Below are 16,062 nucleotides of genomic sequence, written 5' to 3'. Positions count from 1 at the left end.
TGGCGGGAAACGGGGATCAAGGCAACAAGTCGTTTATCCCCGGTCATCAGGCACAACCTGCTCCGTCTTCTGGCGACATCTCGGTATTGATCATCCAGGGCGTACCGAACTTGTCGGTAAACATGCCATAACCCGGCGACCAAAAGGTTTCCTCGAACGGCATGGTGACTTCGCCACCTGACGAGAGAGTATCAAACATTTTTCTGGCATCGGTCGCTTTTTCAAAATGCAGGGACGCTGTCATACCCTGCATTTTAGCAAAATAGCCCGGCGGGCAGTCGGACGCCATCAAGTGCCAGCCATCCCCCATCAAACATGCATGGGCGATTTTGTCGTTGAGTTCCGCAGTGTCGCCGGCCATCGGCGTATCGCCAAACGGCATCATGATCAGTTCACCACCCAGGACCGATTGATAGAATTCAAAAGCCTGACGGCAATTACCATCGAAATTCAGATAGGTGATCAGTCTCATCGGAGCGTTCCTTTATGTGTAAAAATCTGGTTGGTTTGGAGATTTACGGCTGCAGCCCGAACTGGGCGGAACCGTTTTCAAAGTCAAAAGGCACGGAAAAATGTTCATGCATGATGCGCCATTGACCATCGTGTTTTTCAAGGTGATAGCTTGACCGCATCCAGCTTGCCTGTTCGGTCCCATCTTCCTTGCGCATACCGCACCGGATCAGGAACCGTGCAACTGCCAAATGCCCGGAAATGCGAATAAGGGGTTCCTGCGGTTCCATGATGAATTCGTCATCGAACGCCATGCAGCGTTCCCAATGGGCACGATAATCGTCGCGGCCCTTGAATTGTAATGGACCAACCGCGTCATAGGAGCAGATATCATCGCTATATAACGCCATGATACCGTCGAGATCCTTGTTACGCGCCGCCGTTGACCAGCGGGTGAAAATCTCGCGGATAGCAACTTTGTCTTTGCTTTGTTTATCAGTCATGGGGGCATTTCCTTGCGTTGGTGGTGCGAGGGATTGGCAAAAATTTTGCGTGGAGTTTTCAGATGCCTTTGGCGGCACGTTCAATCCCGGCGATATCGAATTTTTCCATCGACATCATGGTTGTTGCCACCCGGGCCGCTACATCCGGATCGGGATCGTTCATCAATTCGATCAGGCGAACCGGAGTGATCTGCCAGAAAAGGCCAAACCTGTCTTTTAGCCAGCCGCACTGTCTGAGTTCCCCACCTTCGGAAAGGCAGTCCCAGTAATAATCAACTTCTGCCTGATCATTGCAGGACACGGTGAAGGAAACAGCCTCGGTAAACTTGAACTGCGGCCCGCCGTTAAGGGCTGTGAATTGTTGACCTTCAAGCTCAAAACTTACGGTCAAAACATGGGCTTCCCGTCCGGGTCCGGCCTTGCTGCTGCGGAGAATTTTGCCGATCGTGGCATTTGGAAAAACGGACGCATAAAAATTGACGGCTTCTTCGGCGTTGCCGTCAAACCATAGAAAGGGGCTGATCTTCTGCATCGGGCTTCCTCCTTGCCGTTCAGAAGTGAATTCCAAATCGGGTAAAGCGTGGTGGCGCTTTATGAACCAAACGATTGATCAGTTTTTTCTTATTTTCCCGTTTGACAAATACGTTGATATCAACATAATTAATTCATGTCAAAAAAAGATTTCAACCAGAACGATAAAGTCCCGTTTTCATCGACGCTGATGGTGCGTGACAGTTGTCTTTGTCTGCATGTGCGGCGGGCCGCGCGCACGATTGCGCGCCGGTTCGACGATGCTTTTCGCCCGCTTGACCTGACCAGCGGGCAATATTCCTTGCTTATGTCGCTTAACCGGCCACACCCGCCGCACATGCAAGATGTTGCTGATTTGCTGGCGATGGATCGCACAACACTGACCGCCAATCTTAAACCGCTGGAACGACGGGGGCTGGTTGCAATCGATATCGACCCCAAGGATAAACGCAGTCGTTTGCTGACTCTAACCGATCAGGGAATGGCGTTGATTGTTAAAGCCTTTCCGATCTGGCAAAAGACCCAGAAAGACCTCAACGCACTGGTCGCGAATTCCGATTCGCGCCACCTTTTGACAGATTTGATCAACCTGACGAATGGCTAGGACAGAATCAGATGATCAGTCTTCGGACGGTTCGGATTTGGCCATATCTTCAGATGCATCGCCATCAGTCGCATCGCCGTCACGCGGCGGTAGGAATTCCTTGCGGCATGGAACAGCAACGCCATCTACAACGGTCCAGCCAAAATTGCGGAACTTGCCAAAACTTTCTTTTTTCATCGTGATGCCGCTGGAACGGTGCTTGCGCACTTCGGCGGAATCTTCACCCTGAATTTTTCCGGCCCGGGCCCAGGCCCGTTCACGCATGGATTTGGTAATGTCGGTCATGAAACCCGTTTCATCTGAAAAGTTGCTGCCCGACATCATAACACATCTCGCTGCCCCGCCACGCTATAGCTTGTTTAACCGGCCCGGACAATATTGCATCCATGCAGATCAGATCTGTCAAACCGGAAGCAAATGATACCGCGTGGCAAGCATGGCTGGGCGATTGGCCATGCCCGCCATCAAATGGCGCAGATCGTCTGAAACAGCAAAACACCCATCGGGCCAGCGGAAATCAACATATTCAAGGGCCGCGACCACCGAAAGAGTGCCGATATCTGGCCTATCTGTTGCGAGGCTGCTGATCCCGGCTTCTATGGCGTCAATGCTTGCATGAACCGCGGCACGCTGACGATCCATTACGAAATCGGAACGTTCAGTTTCCGGGCGTTTGCTATCGGCGTATAACCGCCCGGTCGAGGACATCATACCGTCACGCAAAGCCGCATCCGTCCAAGGATTGATCATAATTTCAGAAATATCGCCTTCCAATCCCAATTCGCGAACATTGATCGGCACCTTCCGTGGAAAGGGCGATGTCGGCGAATAGTAAAGCTGCATGGTAGGAACTATGGGATCCTCCCTAGATCGTTAAATCCGGTGTCCAGCCAATATTTTCCAGATGCCAGTTGGCCCGCCAGTTTTCGCCCTTTCGGTCCAGTGTCAGGTAATTGCGTGCAGCGCAATAGGTGCCAATCCGCCCAGGAAGCGGCTTAAGCTTGGTCGGGCGACCGGGCAGGGGATTATCGCCAATCCATGCCAAAAGACCAAGCACACGCGCAAACGCCACCGGCGGGGCAGTGTGCGAAATGCCCGATGCCACCAGTTGGTGAATGGACTTGCCATGGGTTTCAAACGTGCCGCGGGTCGCCACATGAATTTCCCCCGAAAGCATGGTCATGTCATAACCGCCCTTGACGACGACATCTTCAATGGTTTCCAGAAAACGGCACCATTCCTTACGATGCCAACGGCTTTGCCACTGATCGCGCAGGTCATCTTCGTATTTCTGCGCACTGGGCATCAGATGCAGGATCGCCTCAACCAGTGACAGGCGCGGGCCAATCACCGGCACACTCGACATCAACAAAATACGATGATGTTCCGGAATCGTATCGAGTACCGCAATCATGTCCCGCCAACCATGTTCGCCCATGATCGCATGCGGGGTCCGTTCCGACCGCAAGTCGGGCGCAATCACCGAAAATCCGGGGAAATCCGTACGCCAGCCCAGGCTTTGCCCCGAACGGTCCAGTATTTTCTGCGGCAATTCGTCGGGCGCGGTGCAAAGCTGCATCAGGCAAAATGCTTCACGCGCGCAGGCAAACATGCCCTTTGCGACCATGCTGTCATGAAACCATTTCTTGTGACTGCCCCAACCGTCAAAAATGTCGTGGTCATCCCACATCATCAAAGAGGGCACCCGCGCCAGTATATGGCTGATCTGCGGCTGTCCATAAATTTCAAGATAATGTTCCAGATAGAATTTCAGAACACTATTGCGCATCTCGGGGGTGAAATTCGCTGCCAGTTTCTGCTGACGTCTCGTCTTTTTCCAGGTGACAATATCAGGATGGCATCCCCAGACCCCGTCGGCATAAATCTGGTCCCCGCCATGCAAAAGCAGGGAAAAAGGCCGTTTTTGATGTTCGCGGGCCAAATCAATCCACAGCGCATTACGATCCGCCAAAGGTCGGTCCAAATCGCCGTCTTCTTGTCCGTTACACGAGACAAACCCGATCCGAAGGTCATGAGTCAAATCGGTATTCACATAATATGTTTCGATATCGAAACTATAACGCGCATCCGACGCAACCGGCAGCTCGAAATCATAACGCCAGTAATGACGCCCGAACCGGTTCGCAAGCTTTGTCGGGGTTACAATATCCTGACCCATGATTCGAAACTCGGCCGGATCGGCTCCTTCCGGCGTCACAACAAGGGCGGCCAGACGGGCCGTTTTATCGTCGCTGCCACGCGCGAACAGGAACGGGCCAAAGGTACCGTTTGTTGAAATTGCGCTGTTTTGCTTATCCGCCATGCAATCGGATTCCGCCTTGTTGATGATTGATCCCAAAATCATACGCAGAAACAGGCGTTTGGTTCCAGCCTGCGGGCATGAATTCAGTCACATCAACGGATATGGGCAGCAAATTGGTGCAGAATTGCCGATGAAATCCGGCCATTTCGCGGCCATCCATTCCGACCAGACAGGGGGGCCAGAAAAAGGGGCAAGCGGTTAAACCACTTGCCCCGAAAATCGTCCCGTCGTCAAATCCGATCAGGACAAGCGGGTTTCAATCGCATCCCAGATCAGGGATTCCAGTTTCGATCCGTCAAAACGGTTCACTTCCTGAAGCCCGGTCGGCGAGGTGACGTTGATTTCCGTCATATAATCGCCAATCACGTCAATCCCGACAAAGATCAGATCGCGCTTTTTCAGTTCCGGCCCAATGCGTTCGCAAATCTCAAGTTCACGCGGGGTGAGCATGGATTTTTCCGCTACGCCGCCAACATGCATGTTCGACCGTGCCTCGCCCTCGGCCGGGACACGGTTGATCGCACCGACAGGTTTGCCATCGACCAAAATGATGCGTTTGTCGCCTTTGCGCACATCGGGCAAGTAAGCCTGCACCATCAAAGGCTCGCGCGACTGCGCGGCGAATAGTTCCAACAACGAATTCAGGTTTTCGTCACCCGGTTTCAGATGGAAAACACCAGCCCCGCCATTGCCAAACAGCGGCTTGACAATGATGTCCTTGAATTCCTCGCGGAAATCCCGAATACGCGCAGCCGACCGGGTAATCAGGGTCGGCGGCATCAGATCGGAAAACTCTGTAACGAAAATCTTTTCCGGCGCATTGCGGACATGGCCGGGGTGGTTGACCACGAAGCTTTCCGGATGAACGGCTTCAAGCAGATGGGTCGCCGTGATGTAATTCATGTCAAACGGCGGGTCCTGACGCATCAGGATCACATCGGTTTCTTTGGCGAGATCTATGATCTTTGCCTCACCCAGATCATAGTGATTGCCCTTGTCGTAACGAAGCGTCATCGGGCGGACTTCGGCCTTGATCCGACCGCGGTCATAAAACATGTCATCGGGATGATAGTGCAAAAGATCATAACCGCGTGACTGGGCTTCGAGCCCCATCACAAAGGTTGAATCCCCCTTGATATCGATCGATGCGATTGGATCCATCTGAATTGCGACGATACGACTCATAAAACGCTTTCTCCTGTTGCCGGAAAGCCGATCACTGCTGCAAATGCGGCCAAACCCGGCCAATTGTGATCATTTGCGGGCGTGACTTGACCCGGCTGGCCTTCCCGGCCAAATGATGCGATATGTTGTACATATTGTGGTTGGTTACAATTTGGCTGAATTTTTATCATTCGCCATTCCGGTTTCGCAATCGCGATCACAGAATTTCTTAAAACGGGTAGACAGGCTGTCACATGGCATTCTTCAGCAAATTCGGCAAATTCCGCATCAAACAGGTGGGCGCGCGCTTCCGCTCCATGACGGCGGCATCTGTCTTTGCCACAGCCTTTGTGATTGCCGCACCGGTTTCAATCAGCCTGACGCCCGCAAGTGCTTTGGCGCAGTCAGGCGCGATGGACCAGGCAACCATCGAGAAAATCGAAAACTATCTTGAGGACATCACCACACTGAAAGGTGATTTCGTCCAGATTTCGTCGGATGGTGGTGCCGCAGAGGGCAAGCTTTATATGGAGCGGCCCGGCAAGATGCGGTTTGAATATAACCCGCCTGCTCAAATCCTGCTGGTCTCCACCGGGTCTGATTTCATTTATTATGATAAGGAAATCAACGCCCCGACCTATTTCAATATCGACGAAACCCCAGCTGGTATCATTCTGGCAAAGGACGTGTCTCTGACGCGAGAGGTCAAGGTTATTGATTTCAAACGTACCGCCGAAACCATGCGGGTTGAAATGGTGCGCAAATCCGATCCGGGTGCTGGCAGTGTCACACTGGTGTTTCAGGAAAATCCGATGCAGTTGCGTCAATGGATTGTCACCGACCCCGCCGGGGTAGAAACGACCGTGACCCTGTTCAATACCGAAGAAGGCATGAAGCTGGACCCGGCATTATTCAAATTTGACCGCATCTGGCCCAATCAGCGCGGCTGATTTCAAAATTCCCGGTCAACTTCACGAAAATGTCAAATCTGCCTGCCAAAGCGGTTAAGCATTCCGATTCAAACTCTTGCAAACATTGTTGTTTCGCAACGATCAATCGGTATGACATTTTTCACCGGCATCCACGAAATTTATCGCCGATAAGCGGCCCTGATCTATGGCAGACGGGGGTTATAGTCCCTATATGAAAATCTGTCACAAGGTTCCCGAATTTTGATGTGGGAGCCAAGTGTGAGGAACAGGTCTCCCCTACCTTTCCTCACGCTCCAGATCATCGGAGCGCTGGCGTCCGGTTCTCCCCCCTGACCGGACGCCTTTTTTCTGCCCAACACATACGATATCCGACGCTTTGGGCAAAAAATCTGTCAAATCCGCTACCGATTTCACGGCCTGTTAATTTTGATTGCCTAGTAATGTTTGGCATGATTCCCTTGGAACGTATTTACGACAGTGCCAGCAGGATAAAATTCCGCCAATGATCAATGACTTTCTGAAATCCGTTTCCCAGTTCTCCGACCCGCGTTTTCGCAAGGTTGTGTGGATCGGCGTTGCCGGCGCGTTGGCAACAATTGTCGGGCTTTGGATGCTGATTGGCTTTGGCCTGAATTCGGTAACCTTTTTTGCCGATGGCGGCTGGATGGAAACCGCGGCAGACTGGCTGCTTGGCGTTGGTCTGGCATTTTTGGTGCTGTTGATGTTCCCGGCAGCGACCGTGCTGATTTCAAGCCTGCTGCTTGATCAGATCGCCGATGCGGTTGAAGATAAATATTATCCAACCCTGCCCAACACCCGCCCGCAACCGATCACCGAAGCCCTGATCAGCGGCCTTAAATTCGCATTGACCGCTTTGGCGCTTAACATCCTGATACTGCCGCTTCTTTTGGCCGGACCGGTCTACATCATCGCGTTCTATGCGATGAATGGGTATCTGCTTTCGCGCGAATATTTTGAACTGGTCGCCGCACGTCGTTATGATGTGCACACGGTGAATGCCATTCGCAAGAGCCGCCAGATGAAACTGTGGTTTGCCGGGATCGGCCTGACATTCCTGATGACCGTGCCGCTGGTCAACCTTGTGGCTCCGATCATTGCGACTGCCTTTATGGTACATTACTCCGTCCGTCTGGGCGCGTTCGAAAACCGGACCACAGCCTGACGCCATTCCGGTGGGCATCGGATAAAACGGCGGAAACCTGAAACAAAACTGCAAGACAAGGATTTGGTCATCCCCATGTTCGGAAAGAAAAAAGCCAACAAAACAGTCGACAGCAGCCCGGCTTCGTCAGATACATCTTCTTCCAGATTGAATTCAGGCGGTCTTTCCAACAGCACAGCTTCCTCGCCGAACACGTCGACTTCGGACGAAAGTGCGAGTGCCAGCAACGATACCGCCACAAAAACAGAAAAACGTAGTGAGCCGCAGCTATTTACCCAGCCGCGCACAAAGGAAGAACCGCAAATGTCCAGCAAACCGCATTCCACCAGCTTCCGCCCGGAAATCCCGAAGCGCCCGCTTGAAATTCCGACCCGCGGCAGTGCTGGCCGTCCGAGCGCAACACCAAACAACACCGAAGGCAAGAAGCTGACGGTTGGCCGCGATATTCGTCTGGCTGGCGAAATCGGTTCCTGCGACATACTTGTCGTCGAGGGCCATGTTGAAGCCCAGATCAAGGAATGCACCCGTCTTGAAGTTTCCCAGGGTGGGACATTTGTCGGTACCGCACAGGTCGACGAAGCCGAAATCAGCGGCACCTTCGAAGGCGATCTGACAGCACGCCGCGTCATCGTGATCGGCACAGCCGACATCAACGGCAAGATCACCTATGGTGCACTTCAGATCGAAAACGGTGCCCGTATCAAGGGCTCGCTGGAATATGTTGAAGGCAGCGACGACGGCACCAGCCGTACAGGTCATTCGGCTGCGATCACCATTCCGCGCAAAAGCGACGATATCTGATCCGTGACCGGCATAAACCGATCACCAGTCCATACGACCCCGATACAGCTCCGGCGTGGTGAAGCACACCCCGCCGGGCTTCTTTGCGCGATGATCCTGATCGCGACATCGCTTGTGGCATGTGGCGGCAATGCCCTCCCGCCGGGCAGTACCAATCAGAACTATGGCAAGGCTACATCGGCCAGTTCGCCGCGCGTGACCCAGGACATCCCGAAAAAACCCGAAGCGTCTGCCACTGGTAGCACGACGGCAATGGCAACAGAACCCGCGGCAAGCTCGACTGGCACATCCAAATCGAAGTCGCCGCATATCACGGTTGCCATTCCGCCTGTTCCCTTCAAATCAATCAAGGCTGAAACCCTGATGGGTCTTTCGGAGGACGCTGTAGAACAAAAAATCGGCGAACCGGAAATGACCCGCGGCGAAGGCCCCGCACGGGTTTGGCAATACCGGTCCGATGACTGCTCCTTTGATGCGTTCTTTTTCCCGGCTGCCGAAGGGCAAAAACGCAAAATGACCCATATGCTTGCCCGCAAACGCAAAAGTGCCGATAAAATCTCGGTCCAAGATTGCCTCGATCAGGTCGTAAAAGCCCGATCTGCCCTAAACAACAAGGGTTAAAAGCCCAAAAGGAACAGGTATTTGCACCATTTTGCCATATCGCAGCCGATTTTTTCAAATTTCGCGATATGCCGTTATTTCCTTGGTCGAATATTTACCTTTTCCCGTCACCCTTGGGAAAATTTCTCATGAATCCGCCAAATCGGGTGGATTTAAGGTCTTCGTCCCGAAACTTCAGACACGATACGCGAGCCCATGAAAAAACACGCCCATCGTCTTGTCAGAAATTCGCTGTCAGGTGCAGCTGCCGCCCTTATCGCTTTGATCTCTCAGGCTGCGATTGCGCAAAATGCGCCGCAACTAATTGATGTATATGGAAAATGGGAGGCCTATAGCTATTCCGAGAAAGGCAAGAAAGTTTGCTATATCGGAAGTCAGCCGACCTCGGCCAAAGGTGACTACACCCAGCGCGGCAAGATCTATGTCATGGTCACGCACCGCCCGGCGCTCAAACTGTTCAACGAAGTCAGTTTCATCACCGGCTATACCTATGAAAAGGATAGCGATGTTGACCTTCGAATCGATTCCAAAAGCTTCAAGCTGTTCACCTACGAAGATTCAGCTTGGGCCGTGAACGGTGAAGAAGACCGAAAACTGGTCAGTGCCATGAAGTCGGGCAGCACGATGGTTGTTGTCGGGAACTCATCACGCGGCACGAAAACTACCGATACTTATTCTCTTTCCGGTTTCACCGCTGCCTATAATGCAATTTCAAAGGCTTGCGACGCCAAACCGGTTAACTAACCGAACAGAAAACCGATAAATCCCAGTGGTTGTAGGCGCTTGTATAGCTGCATCGCGTTCGGCAAATAGCTGCAATGTGAATTTTATCGTTTGTAAATTGCCCTGGCCCCGCTATATGCGGGGCCATGGTTTATGCGCCAAAAGCATTTCGCGGGAAAATCTGTTATAGTCCCGCCCCGTTGCAAATCGGCGCGCATCGGATGCACAAAACCGGAAACAACCGGAAACAGTACGATGCTGCCAGTAACGAAGAACAAACGCCGATAAACGCCAAACACCAAAGAGAGTGCCCGGGATGACCGACGTCCTGTCCGAAAACGTGACCCAGAACGCCGAAAACAGTGCCACACCGTCCGGCCCGACTTTGACCGATTTCGTAACGCGCGCCGCCAACGGGCAGGCTGCTGACGGACGTCGTGATCTTGTGGGTCTGTCGCGCGATCAGTTGACCGAACTGCTTGGCGAAATGGGTGAAAGCAAGTTTCGCGTCAAGCAGATGTGGAACTGGATTTATAACCGCGGTGTCAAAGACATCGAGGATATGACCAACATTTCCAAAAAGCTTCGCGATCGACTGTCGCAGGACTTCTATATTGGCCGCCCGATTCTGACAGCCGATCAGAAAAGCTCGGACGATACCCATAAATGGCTGATGAAGTTCCATGACGGTAACGAAGCCGAAACCGTCTATATCCCTGATCGTAACGAAGATCGTGGTGCTGTCTGCATTTCATCGCAGGTCGGCTGCACACTGACCTGCAAATTCTGCCATACCGGTACCCAGCTTCTGGTGCGCAACCTTACCCCTGGCGAAATCATCAGCCAGTTCATGGTTGCCCGTGACAGTTATGGTGAATGGCCAACCCCTGCGAACGGTATCCGTCGCCTGTCGAACATCGTTATGATGGGCATGGGAGAGCCGCTGTTTAACTATGAAAATGTCCGTGAAGCGCTGAAAATCGCCATGGATGGTGAAGGAATTTCAATTTCGCGCCGTCGCGTTACCCTCTCGACTTCTGGCGTTGTGCCGGAAATCGTGCGTTGTGGCGAGGAACTCGGTGTTGGTCTGGCAATTTCACTGCATGCGCCTGATGATGATCTGCGTAATGAGATCATGCCGATCAACAAGAAATACCCGCTCAAGGAACTGATGGATGCCTGCCGCCATTATCCCGGCATGTCCAATTCGCGCCCGATCACCATGGAATATGTGATGCTTAAAGGCGTGAATGACAAACCTGAACATGCACGCGCACTGGCAAAACTGGTCAAGGGCGTTCATTGCAAATTCAACCTGATCCCGTTCAATAAATGGCCGGGTTCGGACTATGAATGCACGCCGACCAACGACATCAAGAAATTCGCACATACGCTGCTTGAACTCGGCTACGAAGCGCCGATCCGCTGGCCGCGCGGCCGCGATATCCTGGCAGCTTGCGGCCAGTTGAAATCCGAAAGCCAGCGCCAACGCAAATCACGCGTCGGTGGTTGTGGCAACGCATCCGATGGTGAAAATGCCAATGTCGTTGCCGCGCAATAATTAACCCGTACAACCTAGCGAACATCTGGAATTATAAACGGGCAGGTTATCCTGCCCGTTTTATTTTGATTTTCTGATTAACGTTTTCAGTAGAAAACTATCAGCACTTCTTAGCTGGTTTAATCGCATCAGGATCATTCCATTGATTCTAATTTATCATCAGGCCCATTTCGCCTGAAGCTTTTTAGGTGCCATGTCGTCAGGTGCTTTCATATCTGAAATATCGATATTTATTGCCAACACTCCGCCAAGCCCCCCAACTGTCATTTCCGAAATACGCCGACCCACCCCGTCTTTATCCAGACCTGATAAATAGGAATCGCGCGCCAGCGCATCGGTGAAATCAATGGTCAAGGCATGGGTAAAACCCTGGCTCATGCCGCTTCCCGGTGTTTTGGGACCACCAACAAAGGCACATATTCCCGGCGTTTCAAGCGCCACTTCGGATAATTCGCGGAGTAATCCGTCAATTTCCGATGCCGGAACTGCATCACTGATCTGAAGCAGGACTATATGGCGCAGCATCAGGGTTGAACCTCTGTCAGTTTGACCGGATCAATTGATGCCGGCAGCAGAACAAACTTGCGTCCCTTGCGGTTCATATGACCGGCATGCAGGGCGGCATCCTCGCCAGGGCCAAAGAAAATATCCCCGCGTACCGGACCACGAATGGCGCCGCCCGTATCTTGCGCAACCATCAGACGATGAAATCTGGCATCGGCATTCATCGCATCATCGGTTTCAAGCCAGATCGGAACCCCCATGGCATGGAAACGCCGATCAACAGCCAATGACCGCCCTGTTTCCAGCGGTACGCCCTGCGATCCAAGCGGCCCGGCATCAGGGTCATCAGGGTCGGTTTTCAGCGGATTGAAAAACACAAAGGATGCGTTGGTATTCATAACATCAGCTGCCTGATCGGGATGATCGGATAACCATTGCCGGATGGTTTGCAAAGATACGGTTTCGCGCGTCAACTCGCCCCGTTCGATCAGTTCCCGACCAATTGCGAAATAGGGATGGCCGTTGGTCGCAGCATATCCGATGCGCAAAACACTGCCATCTGGCAAAACAACACGGCCCGATCCCTGAATTTGCAGGAAAAATGCATCAATCGCGTCATCAACCCAGACAAGTTCAAGATCCCGTCCGGCAAGTGCACCATTTTCAATCGCCGCACGGTCGTAATAGGGCTTTACATTTTTACCCTCAATCCGACCGACCAGTGTTGTGCCATTAAGATCCTCACGAAACGCGCCAAGATCAATTGACACCATATCGTCAGGTTTCAGGTAAATCGCCGTCTGGAAAGGTCCTTCTCGGGTCAGATTACCGCGCAGTTCCGGTTCGAAATAACCGGTAAACAATCCTTCGGGATCGTCGTTATTGCCCACCAGCCACGGTTTGAATCTGCTTTGGAAAAAGGTGCGTGCGTCTTCCTTGCGTATCGTATCGGGCTCAAGTGCCAGCGCGGTTTCGCACAATCCGCGCCAGTCACCAACCGTTCCCATCCGCGGGTCCGGGCCGATATCGCGGTCATCAGAACGTTTGATCATTGCTGCACAGGACCGCTGAAACGCTTTCAGGCTGCCGCGCATGTCGTCAGACTGCCAACCATCAAGATGATTAAAGTCCGTGGCACTCAGTGTCAGTGCATCTGCCGGTTTTTCCGGTACCTCTCCCCATCCGACAAAACCGGCAATATCGGTCCAAAACAGCCAGACAAGAGCACCTGTCGCCCCGATAAAAACCGCAATGAATGAAAGAAGTCGCGACAAAACCAGACGTCTTTTCAAGGCAAAACCCGCTATCTGCAAAATCCGATCAGAACCGGCAAGATGATTTGACGCATGCTTGCCCATTTCAACTATCTGCCGCGATTGTCCAAAAACATGCTTAACAAGCCGATAATCGAAACCCACAACGGCCATCAAATCCATAAAATCAGGCAATAAAAAAGGCGACCCGTCTGGATCACCTTTATCAATTCAGTGCCAGTGGAGACCGCCAAATTACTGCGCGGTCTCTTCTTCCGGCGTTTCGGTCGCAACCAGCTGCCAGTTTGGATCGCGGCTTTCAATATTGCGTGCGAACGTCCAGAGGTCTTCGGCCTCGACCACCTGATTCGGATCGCCGGAAATCACATCACCTTCATTATTGAGAATGACTGATACTTCCTCGGAGACGAATTTGATCGTGATATAGGCGGTGCGGCCCTCAAGGCTGGCATCGTGAATGGTGGCACTTTTGATTCCGACCAGCGTGGTTTCCTCGCGCTCTCCCTTTTCGGCGCGAGCATCAATGGCGGCGGCAAAGTTTTTATAGACTTCGGCCGAAAGAAGCGGGTTCAGTCCGTCTTTGTCGCCCTTGGCAAAATATTCGACGATCATTTCGAATGCCATCCGCGCCCCATTCAGGAAATCCTGCTGGGTAAAGTCGGGATCAGCTTTCTGGATTTGCCGCAACACACTAAAGGCACTGCTGTCAACCGCAACAGTTGCATCATCCTTTCCGACTACCTTGTCGGCATCAGGCAGACGATAGACATTGTCCGTCGGCTGTGGCGCGCCATTGGTGGCACCTTTGCTGTCATCCTCGTGCGAACGACGGCCAAAAACATCCGTTGGACCCTGTTTTTCCTCGCCATTGCGGCGCCCAAGGGTACTGCGCAGGCGCAAAACCAGAAAAACAGCGATCAATGCGAAAAGAATGATGTCGAAATACTGCAAGCCCGGACTCTTGATCTGTAAGGTTTCGAAAAACGCCAAAAACAGCAAAACTGCTGTGGTCGAGAAATGGTATGAACCGAAGCGAATGCAAGGGCAACTCCCTATCGCATTTAAAATGTGATCGGTTTCACCATGTTCATTCGCACAATCATCATATCGTCGCGAACACGTTGGTAAACTGCCGCATTTTCGTCCAGTTATACCGTTAATTTGCCGACAAATTCAGAAAGTCTTTCAGGTCAGATTAAAGCGAAATACCTGAAAACCAACATGTTTATGTAATACTGCGCTTTGCGGACAGGTCCTGTCAAAGTATGTTTACCTGACAGACTGTGATCAAACCTGATCACATCGACCAAATGCAAAGCCGAGCGGAGCAAAAATGGGCTTTTATTTTCTGGCCATCTTCGTGGCCATGCCGATCATCGAAATTGCCGTCTTCATTCAGGCAGGCGAACTGATTGGCCTTTGGCCAACGATTGGCATCGTCATCCTGACCGCCGTGGTCGGAACCTCACTGATGCGTGCCCAAGGTTTGCAAACCTTAGCACGTGCGCAGGCCCAGATAGATCAAGGCGAAATGCCGATTGGCGAGCTGTTTGACGGCATCTGCATTCTGGTTGCTGGTGTGCTGCTGCTGACCCCCGGTTTTGTCACCGATACCATGGGCTTTCTGTTGCTGGTCCCGCCGCTGCGAAAGGCGGTTGGTGCCGGCGTCATCATGAAACTGGTTCAGTCGGGCAATATCCGGACCAATTTCTCGCGCCGAACCTATAGCAATGAGAGCTCGTCGTCGGGCGGTACTTCTGCTGGCCGCGGACGGCGTCCGGGTACTGGACCGATCATTGATGGTGATTTCGAAAATGTCAGTCCCACCAATGGTAATGGCGAAAGCAGGGATACAACCGATCACAGCAGAAATGACGATGATCCCCGCAATCTGCCGCCCAAGAATTCATAACGACAATTCTTCGCCACGTTTGGCATAACCGATCACATTGATCGTTCCTGACAGGACTTTGGCCACGCGCTGGGACCTTTTGTCGTTTTGGCGGCTATTCGACGTCTTGCGCGACATTCTGCAAGGCTTGGCTACCTACTGCTGGTCACACCCAAAGTGGCCTTTTTGCGCCATTTGTGACCTAGACCGGGTGTTACGGCGATTTTCTTGCCCGTATCCAGAAGACATGCTAGGCCATGAAAGGACATGCCGCAAGGTTGCGGCGTCAGAAACAAGCATATCAGCCAGTTTCAGAACATCTGACCATGCTGCCAATCCCCTGGCAGATACGTTCTGAACGGCTTGTTTCTGATCAAGACCGAGATTTAAGGGAGTTATACTTTAATGGCCGAGAACACCACCGGTGCAGCACAGGGCGGCGAAGAACAGAAGCCGACTGGCAACCCGATCACGATCCACACCCAGTACATAAAGGATCTTTCCTTCGAAAATCCGAATGCACCGGAAAGCGTAGCCCTGCAACAGCAGCCGAAAATCAACATCGATGTCGATGTCGAGGCGCGCACGACCCAAGACCAGAAACTTCACGAAGTCACCGTAAAGATCAACGTCAAAGCCGACGTTGCCGACAAAGTCGCCTTCATCGCCGAACTTCACTATGGTGCCGTCGTGACGCTTAATGTGGCTGACGAACATCGTTTGCCGGTTCTTCTTATTGAAGTTCCGCGTATGCTGTTCCCGTATGTACGCAAAATCATCTCTGACCTGACTGCCGATGGTGGCTTCCCACCGTTGATGATGCAGCAGATTGATTTTGCTGATCTTTTCCGCAAGAAATTCGCCAAACAGATGGAAGGTCAGCCTGCGGGCAACGCCTGATTTCCTGCTTTGAGTCAATTTGATACGATACCAAAACAAAGGCCGCCAAACGGGCGGCCTTTTTATTTTAATACCGAAATGATTTTCAAATGATCGA

General features: G+C 52.2%; 21 protein-coding genes. 10 read left to right on the top strand and 11 right to left on the bottom strand.

The features are described from left to right. Positions 1-46: 46 nt before the first annotated feature. From P8T57_RS08980 to P8T57_RS08970, 3 genes are read right to left on the bottom strand one after another with little or no spacing between them, the layout of a single operon-like run. Positions 47-472, bottom strand: coding sequence for a VOC family protein (locus tag P8T57_RS08980; protein WP_341365229.1), 426 nt, complete (start codon positions 470-472; stop codon positions 47-49). A 43-nt stretch (positions 473-515) separates the two neighbouring features. Next, positions 516-953, bottom strand: coding sequence for an SgcJ/EcaC family oxidoreductase (locus tag P8T57_RS08975; RefSeq protein WP_341365228.1), 438 nt, complete (start codon positions 951-953; stop codon positions 516-518). Positions 954-1,011: 58 nt separating this feature from the next. Next, positions 1,012-1,485: a VOC family protein gene (locus tag P8T57_RS08970; RefSeq protein WP_341365227.1), complete on the bottom strand. Its 474-nt coding sequence runs from the start codon at positions 1,483-1,485 to the stop codon at positions 1,012-1,014. A 135-nt stretch (positions 1,486-1,620) separates the two neighbouring features. Between P8T57_RS08970 and P8T57_RS08965 the strand changes: the two genes are divergently transcribed. After that, positions 1,621-2,088, top strand: coding sequence for a MarR family transcriptional regulator (locus P8T57_RS08965; RefSeq protein WP_341365226.1), 468 nt, complete (start codon positions 1,621-1,623; stop codon positions 2,086-2,088). A 15-nt stretch (positions 2,089-2,103) separates the two neighbouring features. Here P8T57_RS08965 and P8T57_RS08960 read toward each other — a convergent pair whose 3' ends face one another. The 3 genes from P8T57_RS08960 to P8T57_RS08950 form a co-directional block, all read right to left on the bottom strand. Further along, positions 2,104-2,373 (bottom strand): hypothetical protein, encoded by a 270-nt coding sequence (locus tag P8T57_RS08960; RefSeq protein WP_258548415.1) that lies wholly within the window; start codon positions 2,371-2,373, stop codon positions 2,104-2,106. A gap of 117 nt (positions 2,374-2,490) precedes the next feature. Beyond that, positions 2,491-2,931 (bottom strand): hypothetical protein, encoded by a 441-nt coding sequence (locus P8T57_RS08955; protein ID WP_341365225.1) that lies wholly within the window; start codon positions 2,929-2,931, stop codon positions 2,491-2,493. Positions 2,932-2,953: 22 nt separating this feature from the next. After that, entirely contained in the window at positions 2,954-4,411 is a 1,458-nt protein-coding gene (locus tag P8T57_RS08950) for an alkaline phosphatase D family protein (RefSeq protein WP_341365224.1), read from the bottom strand. Between the two features lie 22 nt (positions 4,412-4,433). Here P8T57_RS08950 and P8T57_RS08945 point away from each other — a divergent pair, with 22 nt between their 5' ends. After that, the gene (locus tag P8T57_RS08945) at positions 4,434-4,613 is read left to right on the top strand and encodes a hypothetical protein (protein WP_341365223.1); all 180 of its coding nucleotides are present in this window, start codon (positions 4,434-4,436) and stop codon (positions 4,611-4,613) included. Positions 4,614-4,651: 38 nt separating this feature from the next. On the opposite strand, the gene gshB is transcribed toward P8T57_RS08945, so the two are convergent. Then, positions 4,652-5,596 (bottom strand): glutathione synthase, encoded by a 945-nt coding sequence (gshB, locus tag P8T57_RS08940; protein ID WP_341365222.1) that lies wholly within the window; start codon positions 5,594-5,596, stop codon positions 4,652-4,654. 233 nt (positions 5,597-5,829) lie between these two features. Between gshB and P8T57_RS08935 the strand changes: the two genes are divergently transcribed. Together P8T57_RS08935 and P8T57_RS08930 are read left to right on the top strand one after the other, a co-directional pair. Then, positions 5,830-6,525, top strand: coding sequence for an outer membrane lipoprotein carrier protein LolA (locus tag P8T57_RS08935; RefSeq protein ID WP_341365221.1), 696 nt, complete (start codon positions 5,830-5,832; stop codon positions 6,523-6,525). Between the two features lie 484 nt (positions 6,526-7,009). After that, positions 7,010-7,690: an EI24 domain-containing protein gene (locus P8T57_RS08930; protein WP_341365220.1), complete on the top strand. Its 681-nt coding sequence runs from the start codon at positions 7,010-7,012 to the stop codon at positions 7,688-7,690. Here the strand turns inward: P8T57_RS08930 and P8T57_RS08925 are convergent. Then, the gene (locus P8T57_RS08925) at positions 7,645-8,004 is read right to left on the bottom strand and encodes a hypothetical protein (RefSeq protein ID WP_341365219.1); all 360 of its coding nucleotides are present in this window, start codon (positions 8,002-8,004) and stop codon (positions 7,645-7,647) included. The genes P8T57_RS08930 and P8T57_RS08925 overlap by 46 nt on opposite strands. On the opposite strand from P8T57_RS08925, the gene P8T57_RS08920 reads away from it, so the two are divergent. From P8T57_RS08920 to rlmN, 4 genes are all read left to right on the top strand, one after another. Then, positions 7,994-8,491 (top strand): polymer-forming cytoskeletal protein, encoded by a 498-nt coding sequence (locus P8T57_RS08920; protein ID WP_233421814.1) that lies wholly within the window; start codon positions 7,994-7,996, stop codon positions 8,489-8,491. The genes P8T57_RS08925 and P8T57_RS08920 overlap by 11 nt on opposite strands. Positions 8,492-8,494: 3 nt before the next feature. Continuing rightward, positions 8,495-9,112, top strand: coding sequence for a hypothetical protein (locus P8T57_RS08915; RefSeq protein WP_341365218.1), 618 nt, complete (start codon positions 8,495-8,497; stop codon positions 9,110-9,112). A 195-nt stretch (positions 9,113-9,307) separates the two neighbouring features. After that, on the top strand, positions 9,308-9,856 hold the full coding sequence (locus P8T57_RS08910; protein WP_007088493.1) for an invasion associated locus B family protein: 549 nt from the start codon (positions 9,308-9,310) through the stop codon (positions 9,854-9,856). A 295-nt stretch (positions 9,857-10,151) separates the two neighbouring features. Next, positions 10,152-11,396, top strand: coding sequence for a 23S rRNA (adenine(2503)-C(2))-methyltransferase RlmN (gene rlmN / locus P8T57_RS08905; protein ID WP_341365217.1), 1,245 nt, complete (start codon positions 10,152-10,154; stop codon positions 11,394-11,396). A gap of 159 nt (positions 11,397-11,555) precedes the next feature. Here rlmN and P8T57_RS08900 read toward each other — a convergent pair whose 3' ends face one another. The 3 genes from P8T57_RS08900 to P8T57_RS08890 form a co-directional block, all read right to left on the bottom strand. Beyond that, positions 11,556-11,921, bottom strand: a complete 366-nt coding sequence (locus P8T57_RS08900; RefSeq protein ID WP_037989035.1) for a Dabb family protein — start codon at positions 11,919-11,921, stop codon at positions 11,556-11,558. Next, positions 11,921-13,174, bottom strand: a complete 1,254-nt coding sequence (locus tag P8T57_RS08895) for a murein transglycosylase A (RefSeq protein ID WP_341365216.1) — start codon at positions 13,172-13,174, stop codon at positions 11,921-11,923. The genes P8T57_RS08900 and P8T57_RS08895 overlap by 1 nt, the downstream gene beginning before the upstream one ends. Before the next feature lie 234 nt (positions 13,175-13,408). After that, the gene (locus P8T57_RS08890; protein WP_341365215.1) at positions 13,409-14,125 is read right to left on the bottom strand and encodes a Tim44/TimA family putative adaptor protein; all 717 of its coding nucleotides are present in this window, start codon (positions 14,123-14,125) and stop codon (positions 13,409-13,411) included. A gap of 382 nt (positions 14,126-14,507) precedes the next feature. Between P8T57_RS08890 and P8T57_RS08885 the strand changes: the two genes are divergently transcribed. Beyond that, positions 14,508-15,086, top strand: coding sequence for an FxsA family protein (locus P8T57_RS08885; protein WP_341365214.1), 579 nt, complete (start codon positions 14,508-14,510; stop codon positions 15,084-15,086). Positions 15,087-15,470: 384 nt separating this feature from the next. Then, positions 15,471-15,965, top strand: a complete 495-nt coding sequence (gene secB / locus P8T57_RS08880; RefSeq protein WP_007088499.1) for a protein-export chaperone SecB — start codon at positions 15,471-15,473, stop codon at positions 15,963-15,965. Positions 15,966-16,062: the final 97 nt, after the last annotated feature.

This window comes from Thalassospira sp. SN3W (assembly GCF_038070535.1).
Lineage (GTDB): Bacteria > Pseudomonadota > Alphaproteobacteria > Rhodospirillales > Thalassospiraceae > Thalassospira > Thalassospira xiamenensis.
This window is presented reverse-complemented; position numbering and strand designations above follow the sequence as displayed.